19 protein-coding genes and 1 pseudogene are annotated in these 21,864 nt (G+C 41.7%); 10 read left to right on the forward strand and 10 right to left on the reverse strand.

Annotated features, from left to right (window positions below; translation table 11 throughout):
- Positions 1–38: 38 nt before the first annotated feature.
- Positions 39–773, reverse strand: a complete 735-nt coding sequence (locus AC6IZ0_RS19650; protein WP_497724504.1) for a DUF1995 family protein — start codon at positions 771–773, stop codon at positions 39–41.
- Between the two features lie 304 nt (positions 774–1,077).
- Here AC6IZ0_RS19650 and AC6IZ0_RS19655 point away from each other — a divergent pair, with 304 nt between their 5' ends.
- Both AC6IZ0_RS19655 and AC6IZ0_RS19660 read left to right on the forward strand, forming a co-directional pair.
- Positions 1,078–2,292, forward strand: coding sequence for an ATP-grasp domain-containing protein (locus tag AC6IZ0_RS19655; protein WP_497724506.1), 1,215 nt, complete (start codon positions 1,078–1,080; stop codon positions 2,290–2,292).
- A 110-nt stretch (positions 2,293–2,402) separates the two neighbouring features.
- Positions 2,403–3,287 (forward strand): succinate--CoA ligase subunit alpha, encoded by an 885-nt coding sequence (locus AC6IZ0_RS19660; RefSeq protein WP_497724507.1) that lies wholly within the window; start codon positions 2,403–2,405, stop codon positions 3,285–3,287.
- A gap of 11 nt (positions 3,288–3,298) precedes the next feature.
- On the opposite strand, the gene AC6IZ0_RS19665 is transcribed toward AC6IZ0_RS19660, so the two are convergent.
- Genes AC6IZ0_RS19665 through AC6IZ0_RS19675 form a run of 3 tightly spaced genes read right to left on the reverse strand, consistent with a single transcriptional unit; the run spans position 3,299 to position 6,130 of the window.
- Positions 3,299–5,140 carry a tetratricopeptide repeat protein gene (locus AC6IZ0_RS19665; RefSeq protein WP_497724508.1) on the reverse strand — a complete coding sequence of 614 codons (1,842 nt, stop codon included), beginning with the start codon at positions 5,138–5,140 and terminating at the stop codon, positions 3,299–3,301.
- A 45-nt stretch (positions 5,141–5,185) separates the two neighbouring features.
- Positions 5,186–5,971 carry an ABC transporter permease gene (locus tag AC6IZ0_RS19670; RefSeq protein ID WP_497724509.1) on the reverse strand — a complete coding sequence of 262 codons (786 nt, stop codon included), beginning with the start codon at positions 5,969–5,971 and terminating at the stop codon, positions 5,186–5,188.
- Positions 5,972–5,974: 3 nt separating this feature from the next.
- Entirely contained in the window at positions 5,975–6,130 is a 156-nt protein-coding gene (locus AC6IZ0_RS19675; protein ID WP_497724511.1) for a hypothetical protein, read from the reverse strand.
- 30 nt (positions 6,131–6,160) lie between these two features.
- Between AC6IZ0_RS19675 and AC6IZ0_RS19680 the strand changes: the two genes are divergently transcribed.
- Complete coding sequence (locus tag AC6IZ0_RS19680) at positions 6,161–7,306, forward strand: DegT/DnrJ/EryC1/StrS family aminotransferase (protein ID WP_497724512.1); 1,146 nt, start codon at positions 6,161–6,163, stop codon at positions 7,304–7,306.
- A 228-nt stretch (positions 7,307–7,534) separates the two neighbouring features.
- Here AC6IZ0_RS19680 and AC6IZ0_RS19685 read toward each other — a convergent pair whose 3' ends face one another.
- From AC6IZ0_RS19685 to AC6IZ0_RS19695, 3 genes are all read right to left on the reverse strand, one after another.
- Positions 7,535–7,993, reverse strand: coding sequence for a type II toxin-antitoxin system HicB family antitoxin (locus AC6IZ0_RS19685; protein ID WP_497724514.1), 459 nt, complete (start codon positions 7,991–7,993; stop codon positions 7,535–7,537).
- A complete protein-coding gene (locus tag AC6IZ0_RS19690; RefSeq protein WP_497724515.1) occupies positions 7,983–8,195 on the reverse strand; it encodes a type II toxin-antitoxin system HicA family toxin in 213 nt (70 codons plus the stop codon). The genes AC6IZ0_RS19685 and AC6IZ0_RS19690 overlap by 11 nt, the downstream gene beginning before the upstream one ends.
- Before the next feature lie 458 nt (positions 8,196–8,653).
- Positions 8,654–9,406 carry a DUF561 domain-containing protein gene (locus AC6IZ0_RS19695; protein ID WP_497724516.1) on the reverse strand — a complete coding sequence of 251 codons (753 nt, stop codon included), beginning with the start codon at positions 9,404–9,406 and terminating at the stop codon, positions 8,654–8,656.
- 125 nt (positions 9,407–9,531) lie between these two features.
- On the opposite strand from AC6IZ0_RS19695, the gene AC6IZ0_RS19700 reads away from it, so the two are divergent.
- The 7 genes and pseudogenes from AC6IZ0_RS19700 (at position 9,532) to AC6IZ0_RS19730 (ending at position 16,585) form a co-directional block, all read left to right on the forward strand.
- A complete protein-coding gene (locus tag AC6IZ0_RS19700; protein WP_271730712.1) occupies positions 9,532–9,663 on the forward strand; it encodes a hypothetical protein in 132 nt (43 codons plus the stop codon).
- A 91-nt stretch (positions 9,664–9,754) separates the two neighbouring features.
- Positions 9,755–10,619: pseudogene (locus tag AC6IZ0_RS19705) on the forward strand (Tab2/Atab2 family RNA-binding protein).
- Positions 10,620–10,817: 198 nt separating this feature from the next.
- Complete coding sequence (locus tag AC6IZ0_RS19710) at positions 10,818–12,131, forward strand: TldD/PmbA family protein (protein ID WP_497724518.1); 1,314 nt, start codon at positions 10,818–10,820, stop codon at positions 12,129–12,131.
- A gap of 192 nt (positions 12,132–12,323) precedes the next feature.
- Positions 12,324–15,008, forward strand: a complete 2,685-nt coding sequence (locus tag AC6IZ0_RS19715) for a chloride channel protein (RefSeq protein ID WP_497724520.1) — start codon at positions 12,324–12,326, stop codon at positions 15,006–15,008.
- A gap of 396 nt (positions 15,009–15,404) precedes the next feature.
- Positions 15,405–15,581, forward strand: coding sequence for a hypothetical protein (locus AC6IZ0_RS19720; protein ID WP_497724522.1), 177 nt, complete (start codon positions 15,405–15,407; stop codon positions 15,579–15,581).
- A 336-nt stretch (positions 15,582–15,917) separates the two neighbouring features.
- Positions 15,918–16,166 carry a hypothetical protein gene (locus AC6IZ0_RS19725; protein WP_497724524.1) on the forward strand — a complete coding sequence of 83 codons (249 nt, stop codon included), beginning with the start codon at positions 15,918–15,920 and terminating at the stop codon, positions 16,164–16,166.
- A gap of 161 nt (positions 16,167–16,327) precedes the next feature.
- On the forward strand, positions 16,328–16,585 hold the full coding sequence (locus AC6IZ0_RS19730) for a hypothetical protein (protein ID WP_497724526.1): 258 nt from the start codon (positions 16,328–16,330) through the stop codon (positions 16,583–16,585).
- A gap of 253 nt (positions 16,586–16,838) precedes the next feature.
- Here AC6IZ0_RS19730 and AC6IZ0_RS19735 read toward each other — a convergent pair whose 3' ends face one another.
- From AC6IZ0_RS19735 to AC6IZ0_RS19745, 3 genes are all read right to left on the reverse strand, one after another.
- Positions 16,839–17,567, reverse strand: coding sequence for a peptidylprolyl isomerase (locus tag AC6IZ0_RS19735; protein ID WP_497724527.1), 729 nt, complete (start codon positions 17,565–17,567; stop codon positions 16,839–16,841).
- A 39-nt stretch (positions 17,568–17,606) separates the two neighbouring features.
- The gene (locus AC6IZ0_RS19740; protein ID WP_497726110.1) at positions 17,607–19,076 is read right to left on the reverse strand and encodes a beta-barrel domain-containing protein; all 1,470 of its coding nucleotides are present in this window, start codon (positions 19,074–19,076) and stop codon (positions 17,607–17,609) included.
- A gap of 119 nt (positions 19,077–19,195) precedes the next feature.
- Entirely contained in the window at positions 19,196–21,703 is a 2,508-nt protein-coding gene (locus tag AC6IZ0_RS19745; protein ID WP_497724528.1) for an ABC transporter transmembrane domain-containing protein, read from the reverse strand.
- Positions 21,704–21,864: the final 161 nt, after the last annotated feature.

Here is a 21,864-nt window from a genome sequence, read left to right on the forward strand (position 1 = left end):
GACAATCTACATCTGTGGTTGATTTTTCTGATTTCAGACTAACTACTCAAAGCCTTCAAGAAGCGTTGTAAACTCTTCAACACACTCGGCTTTTTCGCCGGTACACCATCCTGAAGTGTTTGTGGTTGTCCTTGGATGACAATCATATCCAACTCATCACCTGTTGGTCTTTTGGGTAATTCCGCCACTTTTTCATATTCGCCATTTGTTTCTACCCAGACCTCCCATAGTCCAGGATAGCAGCGAAATACAGCAGTGGTATCATCCACAGGACGCAGGTAGTAACAAGATTCAATGGTACTAATAAAACGCTGGCGGGTTTGCCTAGCTGTATAACCAATACCCACAACCCCAGAATCTTCCAGGCGGGGATTTAACATCACAAAAGGGCGATCGCCTATCTCTTCGCATAACTTTTCCACCTGGGGAACTTCTACAGAGGAGGGGGAAATAAATAAGAAAATTTGATCATCTGGGTGAATTTTCGATTGTAGGGAGGCCGCCCTACCTGTACCGATATCCAAAATTGTAAATGGTGTATCCTGCCAATCACGGTTAGCCAGGGCCGCAGCACCTGCATCGGCAAAGAAAACTTTCAGACGGGAATCATATTTGGCAAACACCGGCAAAAATTCCGCCGCCACGGGCATCAGTTTTAGTTCTGGGAACAGAAAATCAACTTGTAAGCGAGTGTACCCGTCTGTAAGGGCGGCTTGGGTGGCCATGCGAGATTGAGCGATGGCTTCTTCCAGACTTTTGGGAAGTTCAGGCATAGTTTATATATGAATCTAGCTTCTACTTCCATTGTTTCAGTCTTTTTGGCAACGGCAACACCAGAGTTTTTTACTTACTTACTAAATTAATGAGTAAATAATAACTTTTTATATTACAGTATTCATATTCCCATCTAAAAAAATACATTGGCATTCTGGATATAATCCGATAGAATTAATACATAATGAATAAATTACTTTAAATAACACGAAAGCAGCTTAATTATGTAATTCTAGTGCTATGAACAGTTAAAACCAGCACCGAGAAAATGCTTTTGGAAGTGTAAATATAGGGTGCAAGTATATGGAGCTATTGGAGTACCAAGTTAAAGAGTGGTTTGGGAAAATAGGCATTCCCGTATTGCCTTCCCAACGAATTGACCATCCTACAGATTTGAAAAGGTTAAAAATTCCCTACCCGATTGTACTGAAGTCCCAAGTATACACGGGAGAAAGGGCGAAAGCTGGTGGGGTGAGGTTTGTAGAAACAACAATTGACGCGATCGCAGCGGCACAGACTATATTTAATTTGCCAATTTGGGGCGAGTTACCGGAAGTTATACTAGGAGAATCCCAGTATATAGGGGAAAAAGAATTTTATCTAGCAGTAGTCTTAGATACTGCTGTGTGCCGACCAGTGCTTTTAGGCGGCACAGAAGCGGATATCGACTGGGAATCCCCAGGGCAAAAAATGCATCACGTTGTGGTTGAACAGGAATTTTCTCCTTTCTATGCGCGGCGACTGGCGTTAAAAATGGGTTTACGCGGAAAATTAATCCAGTCTGTCAGCTCTGTAGTTGACAAAATGTATCAGTTATTTATCCAAAAAGACTTGGATTTGGTGGAAATTAGTCCCTTGTCCGTAAATGCTTCAGGTGAAGTTATGGCTCTCAATGGTAAAGTCAGTATCAATGAACGGGCGATCGGCCGCCATCCAGATTTGGAGGAAATAGCTGTAAAAACAGCTAACCGTCATGGTAGAAGTACCATCAACCCTCAGTTAGGTAATTGGGATGGTTTAGAACTGCATGGTAAAATTGGCATTTTGGCTAATGGTACTGGTTCGATGATGGCTACCTTGGATTTAGTCACTAGTGCAGGTGGTAAACCTGGTAGTTGTCTGAATCTGCGCCATGCTTTGCTCACAGATGTTTCACCGACAACTTTCTGCGATCGCCTTGCTAAAGGTTTAAATTTTTTAGCCGCTGACAAGAGTGTTCAAGTTATACTACTCAACCTGATCGGTGGTGTAACTGAGACTAAGGAAGTAGCGCAAATCATTAGCAATTTTCTGCAGCAGGACAACCGCGAAGTTCAATCAGCAAGTGTAGCTTGTAGCACCAAAACTCGCCGAGGACATCATTTTCCGCGTTTGGTTGTCCGCATTGCTGGATCTGAGTTCGCTGCGGCTCAAAAATTGTTAGGGCGATTAAATACTAAACCTGATGCTCTGATAGTACTGGAAAATTTAGATGAGGCAGTGGCAACATCTGTGAGTTTTACCAAACGTGATGGGTAAAGCCTTTGGTTTTTTCTGGTTTACTTACTCATGAGGTCAGAATTTTTTCACCACAGATGTAGAGGCCTTAGCGGACTCCTGTAGGGTACACAGATGAACTAAAATGTTTTATGAACTTAACACCAGATAGTAAGGTATTAATTGAGGGCTTTTCTGAATTTATTTCAGCAAATCATATTGCTCAAATGCAAGCTTATGGTACAAATTTGGTTGCTGGTGTCAATCCCGGATGTGGTGGACAGCAACTGTACAATCTGCCAATCTTCGATTTAGTGGAAGAGGTGGTGGAAGAATTCGGCGCAATTGATACGGCAATTATCTGCGTACATCCGTACCAAGTTTTAGATGCAGCCTTAGAAGCGATCGCCTCTCATATCAGTCAGATAATTATCATTTCCGGTGGGGTACCACCTTTGGATATGGTGCAATTACTGCGTCATTCAGAAGCAGGAGAAACCTTAATAGTAGGTCCCAACAGTCCGGGAATTATCGTACCGGGTAAAATTCTTTTGGGTACTCAACCCAGTGAATTATATACACCCGGCCCGGTGGGAATAGTTAGCCGCAGCAGCACCCTCACATACGAGGTTGCTTGGGAACTAACTAAAGCTGGTTTAGGACAATCCATTAGTGTTAGTATTGGTAGTGATGCGATCGTCGGTTCATCCTTTCTGCAATGGCTGCAAATTCTCGATGAAGATGAAACCACACAAGCGATCGTTTTAGTCGGTCAACCCGGTGGCGATAGTGAAGAAGCAGCAGCAAAGTATATTGCTGAAGCCATTGATAAACCAGTCATTGCTTATATTGCAGGTAGACACGCACCAAGACCAAAAAATTGGCGACAAAGTGGTACCTTGGCTACAGTTATTGGACGTGAGCCTAATTTTGGCACCGCACAAAGTAAATTAGCTGCTTTTGAAGCCGCAAAAGTGACTGTTGCTGAACGTCTTTCTCTGATTCCAGAATTGGTTAAAAAGGCGATGAAGTCTTGATTGAGTAAATATCACATAGTTTCCTCGTACCTTCCTAACAATTGGCGGATGTAATCATATCCATCCACACCAATAATCGCAATCATTTTGGTGCGATTTTGCTGTAGTAGATGTTGGAAAGCTTCGTCTCCTATTTGACCCCGTAAAATTGCCAGTAACCCTGCTGGTTGTCTCCATTCACTAGAAGCAATTTGCTCTAACAGATACATTCCTAAGCTACCAGTATAAATAGCTTTTTCTGAGTTTTGTAAGTTATAATAAGCTTCAGATAAGTAAGCTAAATTCCGACCCTGGAGATATAAATCTCCAGCAACTTGGGCTGTTTTAAACCCATTTTCTAAATAGGGAATTGCCGCGGATGATTGACCGATAACTAAATAGGCAATACCTAAGCTACTAAAACATAGAGCTTTACTTTGAATATCGCCTAATTGTTCTGATAACTTTAACCCTTGTTCTAAATAATTAATAGCTGTTTCATAAACCTCTGTTTCTCTTTGTTCTAGCTGTTGCGCCTCCATAACTTGGCTGTAACCTAAATTTACCAGCGCATTGGCTTGTGCTGTCCTTTCCCCTCCTTGGCGACTGAGCATTAATGCTCGTTGACTGTAGTTAATGGCCTGAGCATAATTTTTCTGTTGTACATAGGTACGACTCAGGTGGTTGAGATTGGCCAGTTCACAGGGGAGGTCGCCGGCGTTTCTAGCAATCTCCAGTGCTTGCTGGTGAAACGCAATAGAACGCTCATATTGTCCTAAAGCCCGTTGTGAATAGCCTAAAAGGGTGATAATTCTAGCTTTTTGCTGATTTCCCTCTACTCGTCGCAGTGGTTCATCGAGATAATCCAAAGCATCCCGTAAGTAACCACCAGAAAAAGAGGCAAAAATGCCCCCATACAGGGGAAAATAGGGACGCTGGGCAAAGTGGCGCAGGATCTGGAGCATAACCAGAGAGCAACCATGACTGTATATGGGTTGATGATTAAAACCAGTTGCTAACTGGCTCCAAATGACTGCAAAGGTTAAAAATGTAGAAATCGATAACTTTGATCCTGCTTGGACATTGTAAGCCTGTTGGTCAAACCAGTTAACTAAACCTCGTTGCAGGTATTGTAAAATTAATCCTAGTTCTACCCACTCACTCAGGCTGATACTACCTTGCTGTTGTGCAAATTCCCACACAGATTGTTCCCTGGCTAGGGCGCGAAACAGTGATTGACATACACTACTATTAACCTGCTTTGCCCAAGTTGCCCAAGGACCACTTTCTGTGGGAACCCCACCAAAACCTAATTGTTGATTGCTTTCATACATCCAGCTAACTAGGTGATCTTGCAGTCGTTCCCAATTAGCTAAACCGCAGGTAATTCCCTGGGATATTTCCTGTAAGTCAGTATCTACCTGAGCAAATTGTTGTAAACCGCTGGCTAACTGCTTTGTTGACTGTATATTTAGTGGTTGCTTTTGATTGGGGTCGATAACACGTAAAAAAATCGTCAGACGTTCATCTGTAGCGGCCGTGGTAATTTCTTTAATTGCGCTTGCGATCGCTTCTGTGGTTTGATAGTGCTGGGAATATCTTTGCCATTGAGTTTGAATAGTTTTCACCGCTCTCAATTTGCGGTTGGCTTTGGCTTTTTTGAGTTCATCTGTTTGGGTATCCACTTGGCTTTGAATGCTACTGAGGCGATCGCTCAATACCAGTTCAAATATTTCTCCTGTTCCCGCCTTAATTTTTTTCTGCAATATTTGATATACCATTTCTACAGAGCTAATTTTGCCCTGGAGGGTAGATTCGACAATTTCATCAATTAAAGCGAGATAGCTATCCCGTATTGGCACAGATTCAGACACTTTAGCTCCTGGGGAAGGTAAACCCCTATTCTAACAAAATCGCCGTTAATCCCCAGGGGTCACCAACTGGGCAGCAGAATTAAAGAACTGATGATACAATCCTCTGGTGACTAAAATACTTGTCAGCAAGTTAGCCATGGCCACCATAAAGATAATTACAATTTCGTAGTATACAGCATCAAGGGGACTAATTCCGGCGATTAACTGTCCCGTGGTGATTCCCGGAATAGCCACCATACCCATGAGCATCATTTGATTGAGAGTTGGTAAAAATGCGCTTCTAATGGCTTGTTTCCGGTATTGGCTAACTGCTTGCTGGGGAGTCGCACCTAAGCTCAAGTGTGTTTCTATTTCCACATACTGTGAGTTCAGAGTGCTAACAAGACGTTCCCCGGCGATCGCCGCTGCATTCATCGCATTACCTAATACTATCCCTGCTAGAGGAATTACATAACGGGGTTCATACCATCTGTCCGGTTGAATAATCAAGAAGTTAGTATAAATAACCGTCAAAGCTGTACTAATTAAAATTGCGCCCCATACCAAAGGTAAAACCAGGGGAATTTTCACACTGATGCGATTTCTGGCCACCATAGCTGTAATAGTTAAGATTACTGCTAAAATCGCCAAAACTCCCCAAACATTATCTAAAGCAAAGATGAAGTCTAAAACGTATCCTAATACGAGTAGTTGTAAGATAGTTCTACCGGCAGCCATGGCTAAGTTTAACTCTAATCCTAACCTTTCCCAGGTAGATAAACCGATGGCTATAGCCATCAATCCCACCGCAATCACTAAATCAACCAAATCCAGCTTAATTAAATCCTGCATAGGTTATTCATCTCCCACAGACTGAGCGCTTAACAATGATATTCTCAACCATACAATAATTCCAGTAAAAACCCAGCTTTGATGGGTATCCGTGGCGACATCTTGACCAAGTTGTTTGATAAAATTGAACAAGCGTAAAAATTGGCTGTCCCAGTGCATCCTTTGTATTTTCAGAGCAAATGAAAACTTATGATCCAGAGCCTAAATTCCGTCCCTGCCTTTGATATTCAGCACCAATACGCTACTATTGCAGCAGAAGTAAGCGCAGCCGTTTTAGAAGTTTTAACTTCTGGGCGTTATATTGGTGGCCCTGTAGTAGAAAGCTTTGAGCAACAGTTTGCTGCCTATCATGGGACTAATCATTGTATAGCTTGCAACTCAGGTACTGATGCTCTCTACTTAGCTCTACGAGCTCTGGAAATTGGTACAGGTGATGAAGTGATTACCACACCTTTTACCTTTGTGGCCACGGCTGAAGTTATTAGTGCGGTGGGTGCAACACCAATTTTTGTGGATATTGATAGTAATACTTTTAATATTGACTTGCAGCAAGTAACCGCAGCTATTACACCTAAAACCAAAGCAATCATCCCGGTGCACTTATTTGGTCAACCGGTAGATATGACAGCACTGATGGCCATCGCTAAGTCTCACAATTTAGCAGTGATTGAAGATTGCGCTCAAGCCACAGGTGCAACCTGGGATCATCAAAAAGTTGGTAGCATAGGAGATATTGGCTGCTTTAGTTTCTACCCTACTAAGAATCTTGGCGGGTGCGGTGACGGTGGAGCCATTACTACCAATGATCCTCAACTAGCAGCAAAATTGCGGATACTCAAAGAACATGGGCAGAAAAATCGCTATTACTACGAAGAAATTGGTATAAATAGTCGCTTAGATAGTCTGCAAGCCGCTATTTTGCAAATTAAACTCCGTTATCTTGATACTTGGAATCACCAACGACGCGCGATCGCCGCTTATTACCAGCAGTTTCTCAGTCAAATTCCAGATATTATTGTCCCCCAAGAACTACCCAGGGGGTTGAGTGTATGGAATCAGTATACTATTCGCATTTCTAGCACTGAGGGAATAGTGCGCCCCAACTACCGAGACTGGGTGCGGGGTCAACTCCAAGAACGGGGGGTAAATTCCATGGTTTATTATCCCCATCCTTTACATTTACAGCCAGTATATCAATATTTAGGCTATCAGCCGGGACAATTACCAGTAGCTGAGTTAGCTTGTAATCAGGTGTTATCTTTACCCATGTTCCCAGAACTCACCCAGTTACAGCAAGACCAGGTGGTTTATGCTCTGAAAGACAGCTTGGGGTAGAAAAGTATTACTCAGAGGTTGTTTGATAAGTTTTCAACAGGTAATTTTCATCACATCATTACCCCATTTAATTCATTAAATCCAGTCACCTTTCCCTTATCAAGGGAAAGGTGAGGGTGGGGTCAAACAATAGTTGATACACTAATCATAACTTGACAAACATCCTCTTAGAATTATGTAATCAATACTGGACACAAACCGAATAAGACCCTCAATATGGCGAAGATTTTATTTTGCACTAATTTGTAATTCAACTCGTTGTCCAAGTACCGCTAAAGTCCTTTCCATTGTAGATAATTTTGTAGCATGGTGGGGATCTAGAATACGTCTGACTTCCTTTTCATGGATATTAAGAATAGATGCAAGTTCAACCTTACTCATACCCTTCTCACGCATTGCTAAATATAGTGCAGCTTTTAATGCTGTCTGCGCTGGTACTGCTACTAAATACTCCCCATTTTTGGGTTGTGATGGCTGGGGTATTTCTAACTTATCATCAATATGCACAGCGATGGATTCTTCTAAGCAATCAGCAGCTTCATTTAGTGCTTGTTCTAGAGAATCTCCTTGAGTAATAGCTTCTGGTAAATCACGAAATGTCACCACAAAGCCACCATCTTTTTCATCAGCAGTCAAGAGGGCTGGATACACAAATCGAGTCATAATTATCCCAGTATTAAAGTTCATGTTCTTCAATTCCCAGTTGATTTAACATCGCTTTGAAAGTGCCAGTTTTTAATTCATCTTTCGGGTTGCGAACTATGGTAAAACAATCTCCAAAATACAATGTTACGTGGCTTCCTTTACCGCGTTTTTGGTCAACGTAGGCTTCAATCCGACGCTCTTTTGCTAACTTTTTGACTTTTCTAATAAACTCACTCCCTTTCATAACCATATTATCGGACAATTTTATCCGATGGTCAAGGAAAAAACTGTAGTAGATATAGGAATCCGATTTGATAGCCTACTTACTTGGATAAGATGGATTCATAGCTCTCGTAACGCGGTCATACTTAAGTATTTTTTCTAGTGACAGCATACCGTTACGTCGGCTTTCTTACTTTTCAGACATCCTCTTAGACAACGGATAGACTTATCAAGTCATGCTACCCACATTTCTAGCACTATCTTAGGGCAACACGGCACACCCGCCCCAGGGATTGCTCCTTTATGTACAGCATTAAATATTCCCATTTCCTTTGCTGGTGATGATTTTATTTCCCCAAAGGTTGACTGCTCAATTGTAGAACTTATTTGAGTCCCACCTAGTCCATGGCCTCAGCGCTGCTGCTTTAGCAGCAACGCATAGGTACAGATGCAATTATTCCCTGAGAATCAGAGGTGAAGTTAAATAATTGCTCTGCTGTTAGCACTAGCTAAAGCTTCAACTAAACCCCGCACCGCAGCAATCATCGCCACTTCACTGTTAAGTTGATTAATTGCAGAACCAACACCAACCCCAGCAGCACCAGAAGCTATAGCTAAAGGTGCGGTGACGCTGGAAATACCCGAAGCACACAGTACAGGTACCCAAACAGCACGGGAAATTTCATAAGCTGCGGCTAAAGTGGGGGCTGCTTTTTCAATTAACCCCAAAGTTCCAGGGTGTGTAGGTTGACTGCTGGTACCGCCTTCGGTTTGGATAATATCTGCGCCCGCCTTGACTAGTTCCTCTGCTAGATGTACTTGTTGATCTAGTTCTAGGATGTGGGGAACTGTCACAGATAGGGTAATTTCTGGTAACAGGGCGCGGGTTTGGTGAGTCAGTGCTAAAACTTCCTCAGCGGTAAATTTCCGTCCTTGGGCGTAAAAACTATCAAAATTACCAATTTCAATTAAATCTGCACCAGCGTTGACCGCTAAGACAAACTTTTCTGGTTCAACTGCTGATACACAAACCGGTAAATTAATCAAGTTTTTAGCCATCTGGACTAAATCAGCATCGGCGGCAATATCGACAAAAGTCGCACCACCGAGTTCAGCTGCTTTGATAGTAGCAGCTACGCGATCGCGATCAAAGTTATTCAACCCGCTAATAACTTTGAGGACACGGCGGTCAGCAAAGGCACTTTGGAGAGTAGAATGGGGATAGATTGTCATAGTTTTTCTATTCAGGAAGAAATCAGACCTATTTTAACGTTACTGAGTTACTAGTAATCGGAGATCCGGGAAAATCCCCTGTTTAACCCAGAAAAAACTTTACCGAGGTTTTAGAGATCGGGGTCATGACTGACATTAGCGCGATCGCAGTTTCTTCGGGAACCATTGGTAAACTCCAAGAGTGGTTAGTTTCAAGTTTTGCAGCCCAGGTATTGCGTCAAAGCAGGTATCCTGTAAAGTTTTTCCCTTGGACGTGATCACTAATTGCTCAACTGGTTTGCGCCCCATTCCCTCTTAAGATAAAAATATCAAAAAATATCAAGTCGCCAGAATTTTACGGAACCAAACATGAGTAGTATTTGGGAAATTGATTTTTACTCTCGTCCAATTTTAGATGAAAAGCAGAAAAAAGTTTGGGAAGTCTTAATATGCGAAAGTCCGTCGGATATTCGCACCAAACCGGAATCTTTATTTCGTTATGCCCAAGTATTGTCCCAGTACTCAGGTAAATTCGGTTTGGTTGCGGACGGCGTTACAGGAGGCCATTGACAAGGCTGGGGAAGCACCAATCAAAATCCGCTTCTTTCGCCGTCAAATGAACAATATGATCACTAAAGCTTGTCAGGATGCGGGTATCCCCGCTCAAGCTAGCCGCCGGATTTTAGTTCTCAATCAATGGTTGAAACAGCGAATGGAGGAGGTTTATCCTCAAGAACCCGGATATCAACAGGGAACCAATGCATCGGTGCGTTTAGACAGCCCTTTACCCCAACGGTTACCGGATGCTTTAGAGGGCGAACAATGGGCATTTGTGAGCCTACAAGCTGCTGAATTTGCTGATATGCCAGAGTGGGATATTGGTTTTGGTGAGGCTTTTCCCTTAGAACTGGCCAATGTCTCCGCAGAAACTCGCATTCCTGGCGTATTAATTTTTTCACCCAGAGCCTTACCTATAGCCGGGTGGATGTCCGGTTTAGAGCTGGCTTGCTTGAACTTTGACACTAAACAAGGGCAAAGATTAATTTTAGAAACTGGTGCTACTGAAAGTTGGATTTTGGCTAATATCAACAACCCCCAAACTTTAGCAGAAGCCAAAGGTTACGAAAAAGCCAAACAAGAAGCTAATGGAGTGCATTTTATTGGTGTCCAGTCTGATCCTCAAGCAGAATCTTTTACCGGATTTTGGCTGCTGCAAAATTTAAATTTGGGCTAATTTAAATCTGGGCTAATTGGGGGGGGATTTTTGACAAAGAAAAAAACATAATATCAGTATATATTCATACAACCAGATAATTTTAGCAAAATTTTCTCGGTGCAGACAACGCGGATAGGTACCAATGATTTGGGATAATTATCTGCGTTGATTCATTTGCTCGCTGACAAATCCAAACACGACAATTGATCGAGGGTCATGGGTTCTGAAAATTTCTCACAAGACACCCTAGCAGAACATCTGCTAGAACTAGCTATTAAATCGGGAGCGGAAGCAGCAGAGGTCTATCAGTCGCGATCGCTTTCTCGTCCTGTCTTTTTTGAAGCTAACCGTCTCAAACAGGTAGAAACCAGCGAATCTGAAGGTACAGCACTACGACTATGGCGCGATGGGCGACCGGGACTAACCGTAGCTTATGGTTGTGTCTCTCCACAAGCAATGGTAGAACGCGCTCTAGCCTTAAGTCGTATCAGTATACCGGAACCAGTAGATTTAGTCAATAATTATCGGCCAAATTACCCAGATATAGGTCACTCTGTATCCTTAGAAGTATTAGTAAATTGGGGGAGAGAGGCGATCGCTCTCATCCGTGATGTCTATCCCGATGTGCTTTGCAACAGTGACTGGGAATGTGATGTGGAAACTACCAGACTTTGTAATAGTGTAGGTTTAGATTGTTACTACACTGACACTACTCTCAGCTCCTACATGGCTGCGGAATGGGTCAAGGGCGATGATTTTTTGAGTGTGGCTGATGGAGAAACCCAGAGGGATATTCTGCACCCGCAAAAATTAGCTGATCAAATTTTACAAAGACTAGATTGGTCTATAAACAACGTCCCACCCCCCATGGGTAGGGTTCCCGTCTTGTTTACCTCTAAGGCTGCGGATATGCTTTGGGGAACCGTACAAGCGGCTTTGAATGGTAAGCGGATTTTAGAATTAGCTTCCCCCTGGGTAGAACGCCTAGGTCAACAAGTCATCTCCCCCAGTCTCACCCTCTACCAAGATCCCCAAGCAGGTCCCTATAGTTGTCCTTTTGATGATGAGGGTATTCCCACTACTACTGTAGTTTTTATCCAAAACGGAATTTTACAGAATTTCTATTGCGATCGCACCACAGCCAACAAACTGGGTATTAATACCACCGGTAATGGGTTTCGTCCTAGTTTTGGCAGTTATCCTAGTCCTGGCTTATTTAATTTCTTGATTCAACCTGGTTCGGCATCGCTACAAGAACTAATTCATCAAATGGATGAGGGCATAATTGTAGATCAAATGCTCGGTGGTGGCAACGGTATTTCTGGTGACTTTTCCATTAATGTTGATTTGGGCTATCGGGTCAAAAACGGTGAGATCATTGGGCGTGTTAAGGATACCATGGTGGCAGGTAACGTTTACACAGTTCTCAAACAACTAGTAGCATTAGGTAGTGACGCAGATTGGAATGGGTCTTGTTATACCCCATCCTTGATAGTAGAAGGATTATCTACAATTGGTAAAGTGTATTGAAAAACCATGATTAGATTTAGCCAGGGGTTCCACTCTCCTGGCAAGGAGAAACCACCGATTCTCAACCTGAATAGGTTTATCAGTGTTTATCAGTCCATAATAGAAAAACAAGTCCACAATATTTGATTAGAGACTAGATTTTCTGCGTCTAGTGTCTAATGACTAAGCATCTGCTGATATTGATATTTTCATATGGGCCTTTCTATTCTGACTCAGCGCCTTCGTATCTGGTTGCAACCCACAAGAGGTTTAGCGATCGCGGAGGCTTGTATTATTGGTCTTGTAGCGGCCTTTGGTGCGGTATGCTTGAAAATGGGAGCGGGATGGTTGGGTACTTGGCGGGTACAGACCACTCAAATTGTGCCACCATGGTTGTTCTTACCTACCATTGGTATGAGCTTTGGGTTCATAGCCGGGTATTTAGTCAATAGATTTGCGCCAGAAGCTTCAGGTAGCGGTATCCCCCAAGTTAAAGCCACCCTTGCTAATGTACCAATTAGACTATCCTGGCAAGTGGCAATTATCAAGTTAGTTACTGCCATCATTACCCTTGGTTCCGGGTTGAGTTTAGGGCGACAAGGGCCCACAGTTCACGTAGGCGCGGGTTTAGCAGCAGGGATGAGTAACTGGGTTCCCACTTCCCCAGACCATCGCCGTCAGATGATTGCAGCTGGTGCCGGTGCTGGTTTAGCTGCGGCTTTTAATGCCCCCATTGCTGGTGTATTATTTATTGTCGAGGAATTACTCCAGGATTTATCAGGGCTGACTTTAGGAACCGCCATTATTGCTTCCTTTATTGGTGGTGTAGTCTCCCGGTTGTTGGGTGGGGGGAGTTTACAACTCAACCTAGAATTGCTGCAATACTCTAGTAACTTCTCCTTACCAGAAATTCCCTTTTTTTTGGTATTGGGAATTTTAGCCGGGTTACTGGGTGCATTATTTAACCGTGGCATTATCACTAGTATTAAAATTTATCAAACTCTCCATCTCAGCTTACCGTTGAAAATGGCTATAGCTGGTTTTATTTCAGGGTTAGTAGTGGCAATACTTCCAGAATCTTTCCGTAATTATGCCGGGTTAAGGGAGTATATGATTATTAGCGAAGCTAATATACCTTTTGCCGCGATCGCCTTTTTATCTCAATTTCTCCTCACTCTCATTGCGTTCGGTTCCGGTGCGCCTGGGGGGTTATTTGCACCTAGTTTGATTTTGGGTTCTTGTTTAGGACATCTGGTAGGTGTATCCGCCTCTTACTTCTTAGCCGTGGACTCACCCACCACCTACGCTTTGGCTGGTATGGGAGGGTTTTTTTGTGCAGTTTCTAAAGTACCCATTACAGCCATTGTAATTGTGTTTGAAATGACTACAGATTTCAATTTGGTCTTACCCTTAATGATTGTATCTGTAGCTGCTTACTTAGTTTCCGACAAAGTAATTCCGGGGTCCCTCTACGACAAACTATTACAGCTAAAAGGGATCACTATTACTAAAGCAGTTTCCAACGAGGGGATATTAGGGAAATTAACAGCCAATGATGTCATGCAGCATCGAGTAGAAACCCTGGATGCAGACATGACATTAGAAGCAACAATGCAAGTATTTTCTCGTTCCCATCATCGCGGTTTTCCAGTGGTAGAGGAGGGTAAACTGGTAGGAATGATTACACAATCGGATTTAGTGACTAAGCGCGATAGTGACTCCTACATCCTAGACCAGAGCCAACCCCCACAGAAGGTACTATTAAAGTCTATTATGCAGCCCTCCCCCATGACAGTACAACCCAAGGATAACCTCAGTCATGTGTTGTATTTGCTGGATAGGTATCAAATTAGCCGCCTACCAGTAGTAGAAGGGAGAAAGTTAATTGGAATTATTACCCGTGCAGATATTATCCGCGCCCAAGCTGAACACCTCAACCATGGGAACGTGAGTAAAGCACATACGGAACCTTCTTATTTAGTTTATCAAACGCGATCGCCCAATATTGGCAGAGGTAGATTATTGATACCAATAGCCAATCCCCACACCGCCGCTATCCTCTTAGAAATGGCCGCCGCTATTGCCCGCGATCGCCACTATGAAATAGAATGTGTACAAATCATTTTAGTATCCCGTCACACTTCGCCATCAGAAACACCAGTCAGAACAGTTCACAGTCGCCGCCTACTACGCCAAGCGGAAGTTTTAGCCAAAAAGTGGAAAATTCCCCTACACACCCAAATTAGAGTCGCCCACGACCCCGCCCAAGCCATATTAGAAACCATCAACGAACGACACATCAACCTGATTTTAATGGGGTGGAAAGGTCAAACCTCCACCCCAGGGCGGATTTTTGGCAATGTTGTAGATACCATCATTCGCCAGGCCACCTGCGATGTGATGTTAGTCAAACTGGGGAAAATTTCCCCTTCCCCATTTCCCCCATCTGTTCAACTCCTGAGCGAACCACAATTAACCCCCTCTACCTCTCCTCAATTTAACCGTTGGTTGGTGACAATGGTCGGCGGTCCCAATGCGACAGCGGCGATTAAACTCTTACCCGCTTTAGCCACCTTGGGAGATTATCCATATATTCGCCTCACCCAAGTGTTTAAACCCTCCCAGTTACAACCAGATATGACGGTTTTAGAACAAGCCATCCGCGTCTTAATGGGTCGTCGTCAGTTATCCAGTCATGTGGTTGCTATCCCCCTACAAGCTGACTCCGTAGCGGAAGGAGTGATTAACCTGGTAAAAGACGACGATTATGATGTAGTGGTTTTAGGAGCTTCCCGTGAGGGGTTATTACAGCAAGCAGTACAAGGTAATATCCCCGAAGCGATCGCCTCTGGGGTAGACTGTACAGTAATTTTAGTCAGAGGCGCTATTAGTAGCTAAAGTCTGAAAAGTTATGATTTCGGTGTTCCCCATTCCCCAATCCTTCGGTGTTCCCTGTTCCCTATTCCCTATTCCCTGTTCCCTATTCCCTATTCCCTATTCCCTGTTCCCTATTCCCTATTCCCTATTCCCTGTTCCCCGTTCCCTGTTCCCTGTTCCCTATTCCCTATTCCCTGTTCCCTGTTCCCTGTTCCCTGTTCCCTAAGATAAAAATTACCTGTTGAAAAATTATCAAACAACCTCTTAACAGCAATAATTATGAGCCGAAATCATGGCTTGATAGTATCAGTTAGTTATTAGTAGTGCATTAAACCAGAGATTATAATCATCATAAATAGCATGATTTATGTACGTTATTCATGTTTCATCATCTGGAAAATCATCAATAAATCAGAGATGATAGTTACAGAAACAGGTAAACACCTGATTCCCATACCATACCGCATTTACTCACCTAAATTATTACTTCTTCAATATAGTACAGTAACTAAGAACCAAGATATTCTCCAAACAGCAGGGTGTAATTTCTACACCCTGCTTTTATTTATTGATATTCATCCCACCAGACCTTAATAATGATTAGTGCAATCTCCACTCATGGGGGTTGACAGTTAACTCTTAGCAGTCAATCTAGGGATTTTTCCCTGCTTATATACAAAAAGTATCTTAATAGCAATAATTATGAACCGAAATCATGGCTTGATAGTATCAGTTAGTTATTACTCTTCTCTTAAACCTTGATTTTTCCGTTATTAAAATGATGATCAATAGCATTATTTATGTACGTTATTCATGTTTCATCAGCTTGAAAAGCCTAAATAAATCAGGGATTATAGTTACAGAAACAGGCAAGAGCCTGATTCCAAAAACAAACACAAAAACATAGCATTTACTAGGAGAAAGTAAATCATGGTTAACATCACAATTCAAAACCTAGAAGTTGAATCTACTGCATTGAATCAAGTTTCCCCCGGCGAAATGGAAAAAGTTATCGGTGGATGGACGGATTATACCGTTGCTATAGGACGGCTCGCAGGTGCACAACTATTAACTGATTTCGCTATGCTTATGGGAAATATGATTCAAAGCTATCTAGGGACTGGTACATATTCTTGGTATGAGTGCCATGACAAATATGAGTATTGCAAAGGTGAGTAATTTAAGTCAAATTAGCTAATTTTGATTAAAAAAACAGGGTGTAATTTTTACACCCTGTGTTATTTATTAACTAGACATTTCACTTCTGAAGGTGAGTGAAGCGCAGGACATACATAAGTTACCAAAACCAAAGCACCGCATTTACTAAGAGAAATTCAATCATGGCTAACATCACCATTAAAAACCTAGAAGTTGAATCTACTCAATTGCAGCAACTTTCTCCAGAGGAAATGGAGAAAATCATGGGCGGATTTATGTTCATCGGACAATTCTCCCAGATGATAAATAGACTTATGGCTATAACTTTTATGATGATTTTCTTTAACACCATGTTCTCTTTCTTATCTACAGGATGGGGCGGAATCAGCAACAATACAGACTCTACACCCTCAATTGATAACGATTTTGGACTAGTCTAAACCCATTTAGCAAGATTTGTATTTTGTTCATCTACTCGAATGTTTAGCACAATTTCCAGGAGTTGCTAGACGTAATATTGAGAGAATATACAGCACTTTTCAACTAAATAAAGTACACACCTTAATATCATAAATCTTGTGGGGTGGGCACAAAAGCCCGCCCTTGTGTATCTCACTCAGATAAAATACGCTGTAAATAATGGGTGGGTTAGAAATTCCTAACCCACCCTAATTTAAAGATTAAATCTGAGTGTTATATTTGAAAATCCGTCTGCTCAACCTGCTGCTTTAACCACTCAGCAAATAAATGGCCGATGATCTGATAACTTAGCTGCTCATCTAATCGGGGTCGAATCATCTCCTCCACAAAAATTAAATGTATACCTTTAGCTGTCACAATCGGTTTCAGCAGCTGTGGTGGTTCAGCTGCAAATACAGCAGCAGAAATATCTGGATGTAAATTTTGACGACCCATCACCCCTCGATATCCACATTGGCGACGTAGTTCTACATCTTGAATATATTGATGAGCGACATCATAAAAACTTTTCTCCCCTTCTTTAACCGCATAAAATAACTCCCAGGCTAAATCCTCATCATCTAAGATAACTTCATACATGATCACCTGTAGATAATCTACTTGATGGTTATAAAAGTATGGTTCAACTTCAGCAGCAAATAAATGATGACTTAACTTAGCGGTGAGGAGGTTTATATAGATAATTTCTTCAAAATCCTCTAAAGATAAACCATGTTTTTTTAACCATCTCCAAGTTTCATCAGTGGTAGTGAGTTGGTTAACTAACCGCATTTGGTCTGCTGTTTGTTGTAATTCTGCAACTTCTACCTTTATCCCCACTTCATCCGCCCTATTTTTAATGATTTTGCGCTGAATAATCTGCTCAACTGTTTCAGGAATTTTTCCAGATAGTTTGATTTGACGTAAAATATCTTCTTGAGTGACTACCATGGGGTATGACATAATCTTGTCCTGCTTAATTGGTAATTGTGGAATTGACTGCTATAACTTAAAATCCCCTGCTTGTAATTGCTTAAAGGGGTCAATGATAAAATCAATAATTCGCCGCTGACGTAAAATTACTTCCGCTGTAGCAGTATCTCCCGGACGTAGGGGAATACATTGATTTCTGTGTGGGATACAGTTGTCTGGTAAACTGATTTCTAAGTTATAAGCTGATACCTTCCCCTGGGGTGTATCTATATCTATAGTTGTGGGAGAAATACTCATTAACTCTCCTTCTATAACTCCATAATCTTGGAAAGGATAAGCATCAAATTTCAGCTTCACTGGTAATTTCTCATTCAGAGAACCACTTTGTGCGGTTGCTATTTGCGCTCTCATCACTAAAGGTGAATTAAGCGGCGCAATTTCTGCGACCATTGTTCCCGCTTGAACCACAGCGCCAGCTTTTTGAATGGGTAATTGAAATATAGTCCCAGTCATGGGTGCTGTGACTTCCCTTTGTGCTAGTTGAATATTCAGAGATTCAATCTGTTTTTGAGTTTGAGCGATTTCTGCTGCTAGTGCGGTGATTTCTGTGGCTAAATTGTTTTGTTGTTCTTGAATACGTAGTAAAGCTAATTCACCGGAACGCTTGAGGGTTTCATAACTGCGTTCTTGTTCCCTCGCTCTGAGTTCTGCTTGGGTAATATCAGCTTTTCCCTGTTTGATCACTCGTTCATAACTGCTTTGCTGTTCTGCTAAACGTAATTCAGCTTGTTGAATATCTGACTGACTTTGTTCATATAACTGTTGTCTTTGTTTTGTTTGTTCTTGCTTTTCTACAAGGTTAATTTCAGGGATGACCCCTTCTTGATATAATTCCCTGTATCTGGTTTCTTCTCGTTGAGCGATCGCCAAGCTGCTTGCAGTTAACTTATGAGCAGTGATACTATGGGCTAAATTTTGTTTAGCCTGGTTGACTTGAGATAATTTTTCCGACTTTTGTAACTCCCAGTTATTTGTTAATGCTATTAATTGTTGTCTAGCTTGGTCGATTTGCGATTGTTTTTCTAACTGCTGGGATTGATTTTGTTGTTGTTGAGTGCTGAAAGTCACTACTAACTGATTTTGCAGACTAGTTAATTGCGATCGCCTATTTAATTGTCCTTCTAACCTCTCCTTCACCTGAGCTAATTCAGCAGTCACTAAATCTGAATCTAACAGTAATAGAGGTTGTCCATCTTTGACTTCCTGGCCTTCCTGAATCAGAATTTCTCTGACAGTTCCAGATACCGGACTATCTAACCTCATAGTTTTACCTTCCGGTTCAATTTTCCCCCTAGCTGTACCTGTTTCATCCACCTTAGACAACATCGCCCAAGGTAAAATAATTGCCACAAATATGACTAAAAAGTACAGTAATCCCCTAGTCCACACTTGGGGTAAAGCATCTAATAATTCTTGAGTTGCAAAAGACCAATGAGCGTGAGATTTTACCTGTACTGGAACCTGCGGAGATTTCCCCATAGTCTCAGGAGTTATAGATAAAATCTCTTCCGTTGTGACTTTTCCATTTTCATTGATTGTATATGACATAAATTTACCTTAATTTACCTCAGAAAATATCGCCCAACCATCTCCTATATTTAGGAATAATCCTTGTTACCTAATTGCTGTTGATTGAGATAGAAATAATGACCACGTTTGTCGATTAATTGCTCATGACTACCACATTCAATCAACATACCTTGATCTAAAACCAAAATTAAATCAGCATTCCTGATAGTAGACAAACGATGAGCAATAATTAAAGCAGTTCTCCCCTTGAGAATTGTCTGCAAATTCTGCTGAATTATCCGTTCTGATTCCGTATCAAGGTGAGAAGTAGCTTCATCAAAAATCAAGAGTTTGGGGTTACCTAATAAAGCGCGGGCGATCGCAATTCTTTGTCTTTGACCCCCAGATAATAAACCGCCCCCTTCACCAATTTGAGTTTCATAACCCATAGGTAATTTTTGGATAAACTCATCAGCACCTGCTAATTGAGCGGCGGTGATAATTTCCTCTAAACTTGCATCAGGATGTGCTAAACAGATATTTTCCCGGATAGTATTACCAAACAAAAAAGTATCCTGATCAACTACACCCACCTGTTGGCGCAGAGAATCTAAACAGATAGTAGTAATATCATGTCCATCAATTAAGATTTTACCATTAGTAGGTGGATACAGACCTAAAACCAGCTTAGAAATTGTAGTTTTACCAGACCCACTACGCCCCACTAAAGCCACTGTTTGTCCTGATTTAATTGAAAAATTGACATTTTGCAGAATATTAACATTAGCATCCTCATGATAACGAAAGGTCACCTGTTGAAAATCAATATTACCCTGAATTTCTGGTAAATTTTGCCGTTGTTGCTCTTGTATATCCTCTTCCGGTTTAGCATCTAACACATCATTAATCCTTTCCACAGCAATGATTACCTCTTGTAACTGGTTCCACAGCACAGCTAATCTTTTAAAAGGGTTAATAATATTGCCTAAAAGCATATTAAATGCCACCAACTGCCCAATAGATAATTGATTTTCAATTACCAAATATGCCCCATACCACAATAAAGCCGTAGATACACCAGCCTCAATTGTATTACTAAAAATCTGTAACCGATTGCCAATTACTTGCCCAGAAAAGTTAGTCTTTATCTCCTTGTTTAATAACTCTTCCCAATGCCAACGTACTGTTTGTTCTACCGCCGTTGATTTGATAGTTCTGATACCAGTTAAAGCCTCAATAATATAACTATTTTCCTGAACTGAAGCCTTAAATATTTGTCGGGAAATTCGCTGTAAAAAAGGTGTAGCAATCAAAGCCAGACCCAAAAATGGCGGCACAATTACTAAAGATATCAAAGCCATTTGCCAACTGTACCAAAACATCAACCCCAGATAAATAAATACAGTCAGAAAATCTAGAACGATTGATAATGCTTCCCCAGAAATAAAGCTTTTAATTTTGCTATTTTCCTGTAACCGAGAGACAATATCACCCACATAACGATTTTCAAAATAGCTTAAAGGTAATCGGAAAGTGTGACGAATAAACGCCACCACCAAAGCCACATTAATCTTATTACCCGTGTGGTCAATCAGATATTGCCTTAAACCTGTCATGGCCACACGGAACAGGCTAAACATCATCAAACCCAACCCCACAGCCATTAAGGTTAAATGAGACCGTTGTACTATCACACGGTCTAAAATCAGTTGTGTAAATAAGGGTGTAATCAGTCCAAATATTTGAATAAAGATGGAAGCAATAAATACTTCCCCTATGACCACACCATGAGGTTTGACCAGTTCAAAAAATTGCCAAAAAGGAGTTGTACTTTCTTGTGCATTCTTAAATAAAGCCGTTGGTTCTAGCAGGAGTGTATACCCAGTCCAACCAGTCTGAAATTCTGAGTAAGAAAGAGTCAGTTGACCAACCCCAGGGTCAGCAACTATCACCTTTTGAGGGGTAATTTCATAGACAACAATATAGTGTTTTCCTTCCCAATGGACAATCGCCGGTAGTTTCTGTTGTCCTAACTGCTGGATATTAGCTTTCACCGGACGGGTATTAAAACCCAGGCTTTCCGCGCTGGTGGTTAACCCACGCAACGATACACCATTACGATCAACATTAGCCATCTCCCTTAACCGGTTGAGGTTAAATTGTTTCCCCCAATAGAGAGAAACCATCACTAAACAAGCAGCACCGCAATCAGAAGCGCTGTGTTGAGCAAAAAAGGGATAACGCCGAGTAATTCTTTGTAATAGATGACGAACTTTTTGGGTAGGAGTGGGAAGGTAAGCTTGACTAATTTTTTCTCTGGTTTGGTGGTGATTTTCCCCGGTAGTGACTCTTGGTAATGGCTGCTGAGATGGAGAATGGAGAATATGGGTTTTTGTTTTCAGGTGCTCTTGAATTTGTGGATATTTATCCATTAAGTTTTTGAGCAGTTCACCAGGGAAAAAACACAAACGCAGACTTTCACTGGCTCGCGCACCATAAACCTGACAGTTAAGATTAGGAAACAATGTATGATGTCCGAAGGACTCACCTTTTCTGACCGTGGTAATTACTTCTCCACTGTCATCAATTAACCTCACTTTGCTGCTAAGTACAACATAAATACCGGGTTCAACTCCTGTACCTGACCAAAATTTCCCTATTTTCGGTTCTCTGTATTTTAGTTGCTGTCCATAGATTTGAAATTCTGCGACAGAAAAGGAATATCCTAGGGTTTGATTGAATAATTCCTGGGAAATTT

The sequence above is a fragment of the Anabaenopsis sp. NIES-4685 genome (assembly GCF_059725405.1).

Coding starts and splice junctions, on each gene's coding strand:
- AC6IZ0_RS19730 (WP_497724526.1), top strand. CDS start 16,328: ATGGCTAACATCACCATTAAAAACCTAGAAGTTGAATCTACTCAATTG.
- AC6IZ0_RS19740 (WP_497726110.1), bottom strand. CDS start 19,076: ATGGGGAAATCTCCGCAGGTTCCAGTACAGGTAAAATCTCACGCTCAT.
- AC6IZ0_RS19655 (WP_497724506.1), top strand. CDS start 1,078: ATGGAGCTATTGGAGTACCAAGTTAAAGAGTGGTTTGGGAAAATAGGC.
- AC6IZ0_RS19695 (WP_497724516.1), bottom strand. CDS start 9,406: ATGACAATCTATCCCCATTCTACTCTCCAAAGTGCCTTTGCTGACCGC.
- AC6IZ0_RS19720 (WP_497724522.1), top strand. CDS start 15,405: ATGATAGTTACAGAAACAGGTAAACACCTGATTCCCATACCATACCGC.
- AC6IZ0_RS19680 (WP_497724512.1), top strand. CDS start 6,161: ATGATCCAGAGCCTAAATTCCGTCCCTGCCTTTGATATTCAGCACCAA.
- AC6IZ0_RS19735 (WP_497724527.1), bottom strand. CDS start 17,567: ATGTCATACCCCATGGTAGTCACTCAAGAAGATATTTTACGTCAAATC.
- AC6IZ0_RS19690 (WP_497724515.1), bottom strand. CDS start 8,195: ATGAAAGGGAGTGAGTTTATTAGAAAAGTCAAAAAGTTAGCAAAAGAG.
- AC6IZ0_RS19715 (WP_497724520.1), top strand. CDS start 12,324: ATGGGCCTTTCTATTCTGACTCAGCGCCTTCGTATCTGGTTGCAACCC.
- AC6IZ0_RS19725 (WP_497724524.1), top strand. CDS start 15,918: ATGGTTAACATCACAATTCAAAACCTAGAAGTTGAATCTACTGCATTG.
- AC6IZ0_RS19710 (WP_497724518.1), top strand. CDS start 10,818: ATGGGTTCTGAAAATTTCTCACAAGACACCCTAGCAGAACATCTGCTA.
- AC6IZ0_RS19675 (WP_497724511.1), bottom strand. CDS start 6,130: ATGCACTGGGACAGCCAATTTTTACGCTTGTTCAATTTTATCAAACAA.
- AC6IZ0_RS19700 (WP_271730712.1), top strand. CDS start 9,532: ATGACTGACATTAGCGCGATCGCAGTTTCTTCGGGAACCATTGGTAAA.
- AC6IZ0_RS19650 (WP_497724504.1), bottom strand. CDS start 773: ATGCCTGAACTTCCCAAAAGTCTGGAAGAAGCCATCGCTCAATCTCGC.
- AC6IZ0_RS19685 (WP_497724514.1), bottom strand. CDS start 7,993: ATGAACTTTAATACTGGGATAATTATGACTCGATTTGTGTATCCAGCC.
- AC6IZ0_RS19670 (WP_497724509.1), bottom strand. CDS start 5,971: ATGCAGGATTTAATTAAGCTGGATTTGGTTGATTTAGTGATTGCGGTG.
- AC6IZ0_RS19660 (WP_497724507.1), top strand. CDS start 2,403: ATGAACTTAACACCAGATAGTAAGGTATTAATTGAGGGCTTTTCTGAA.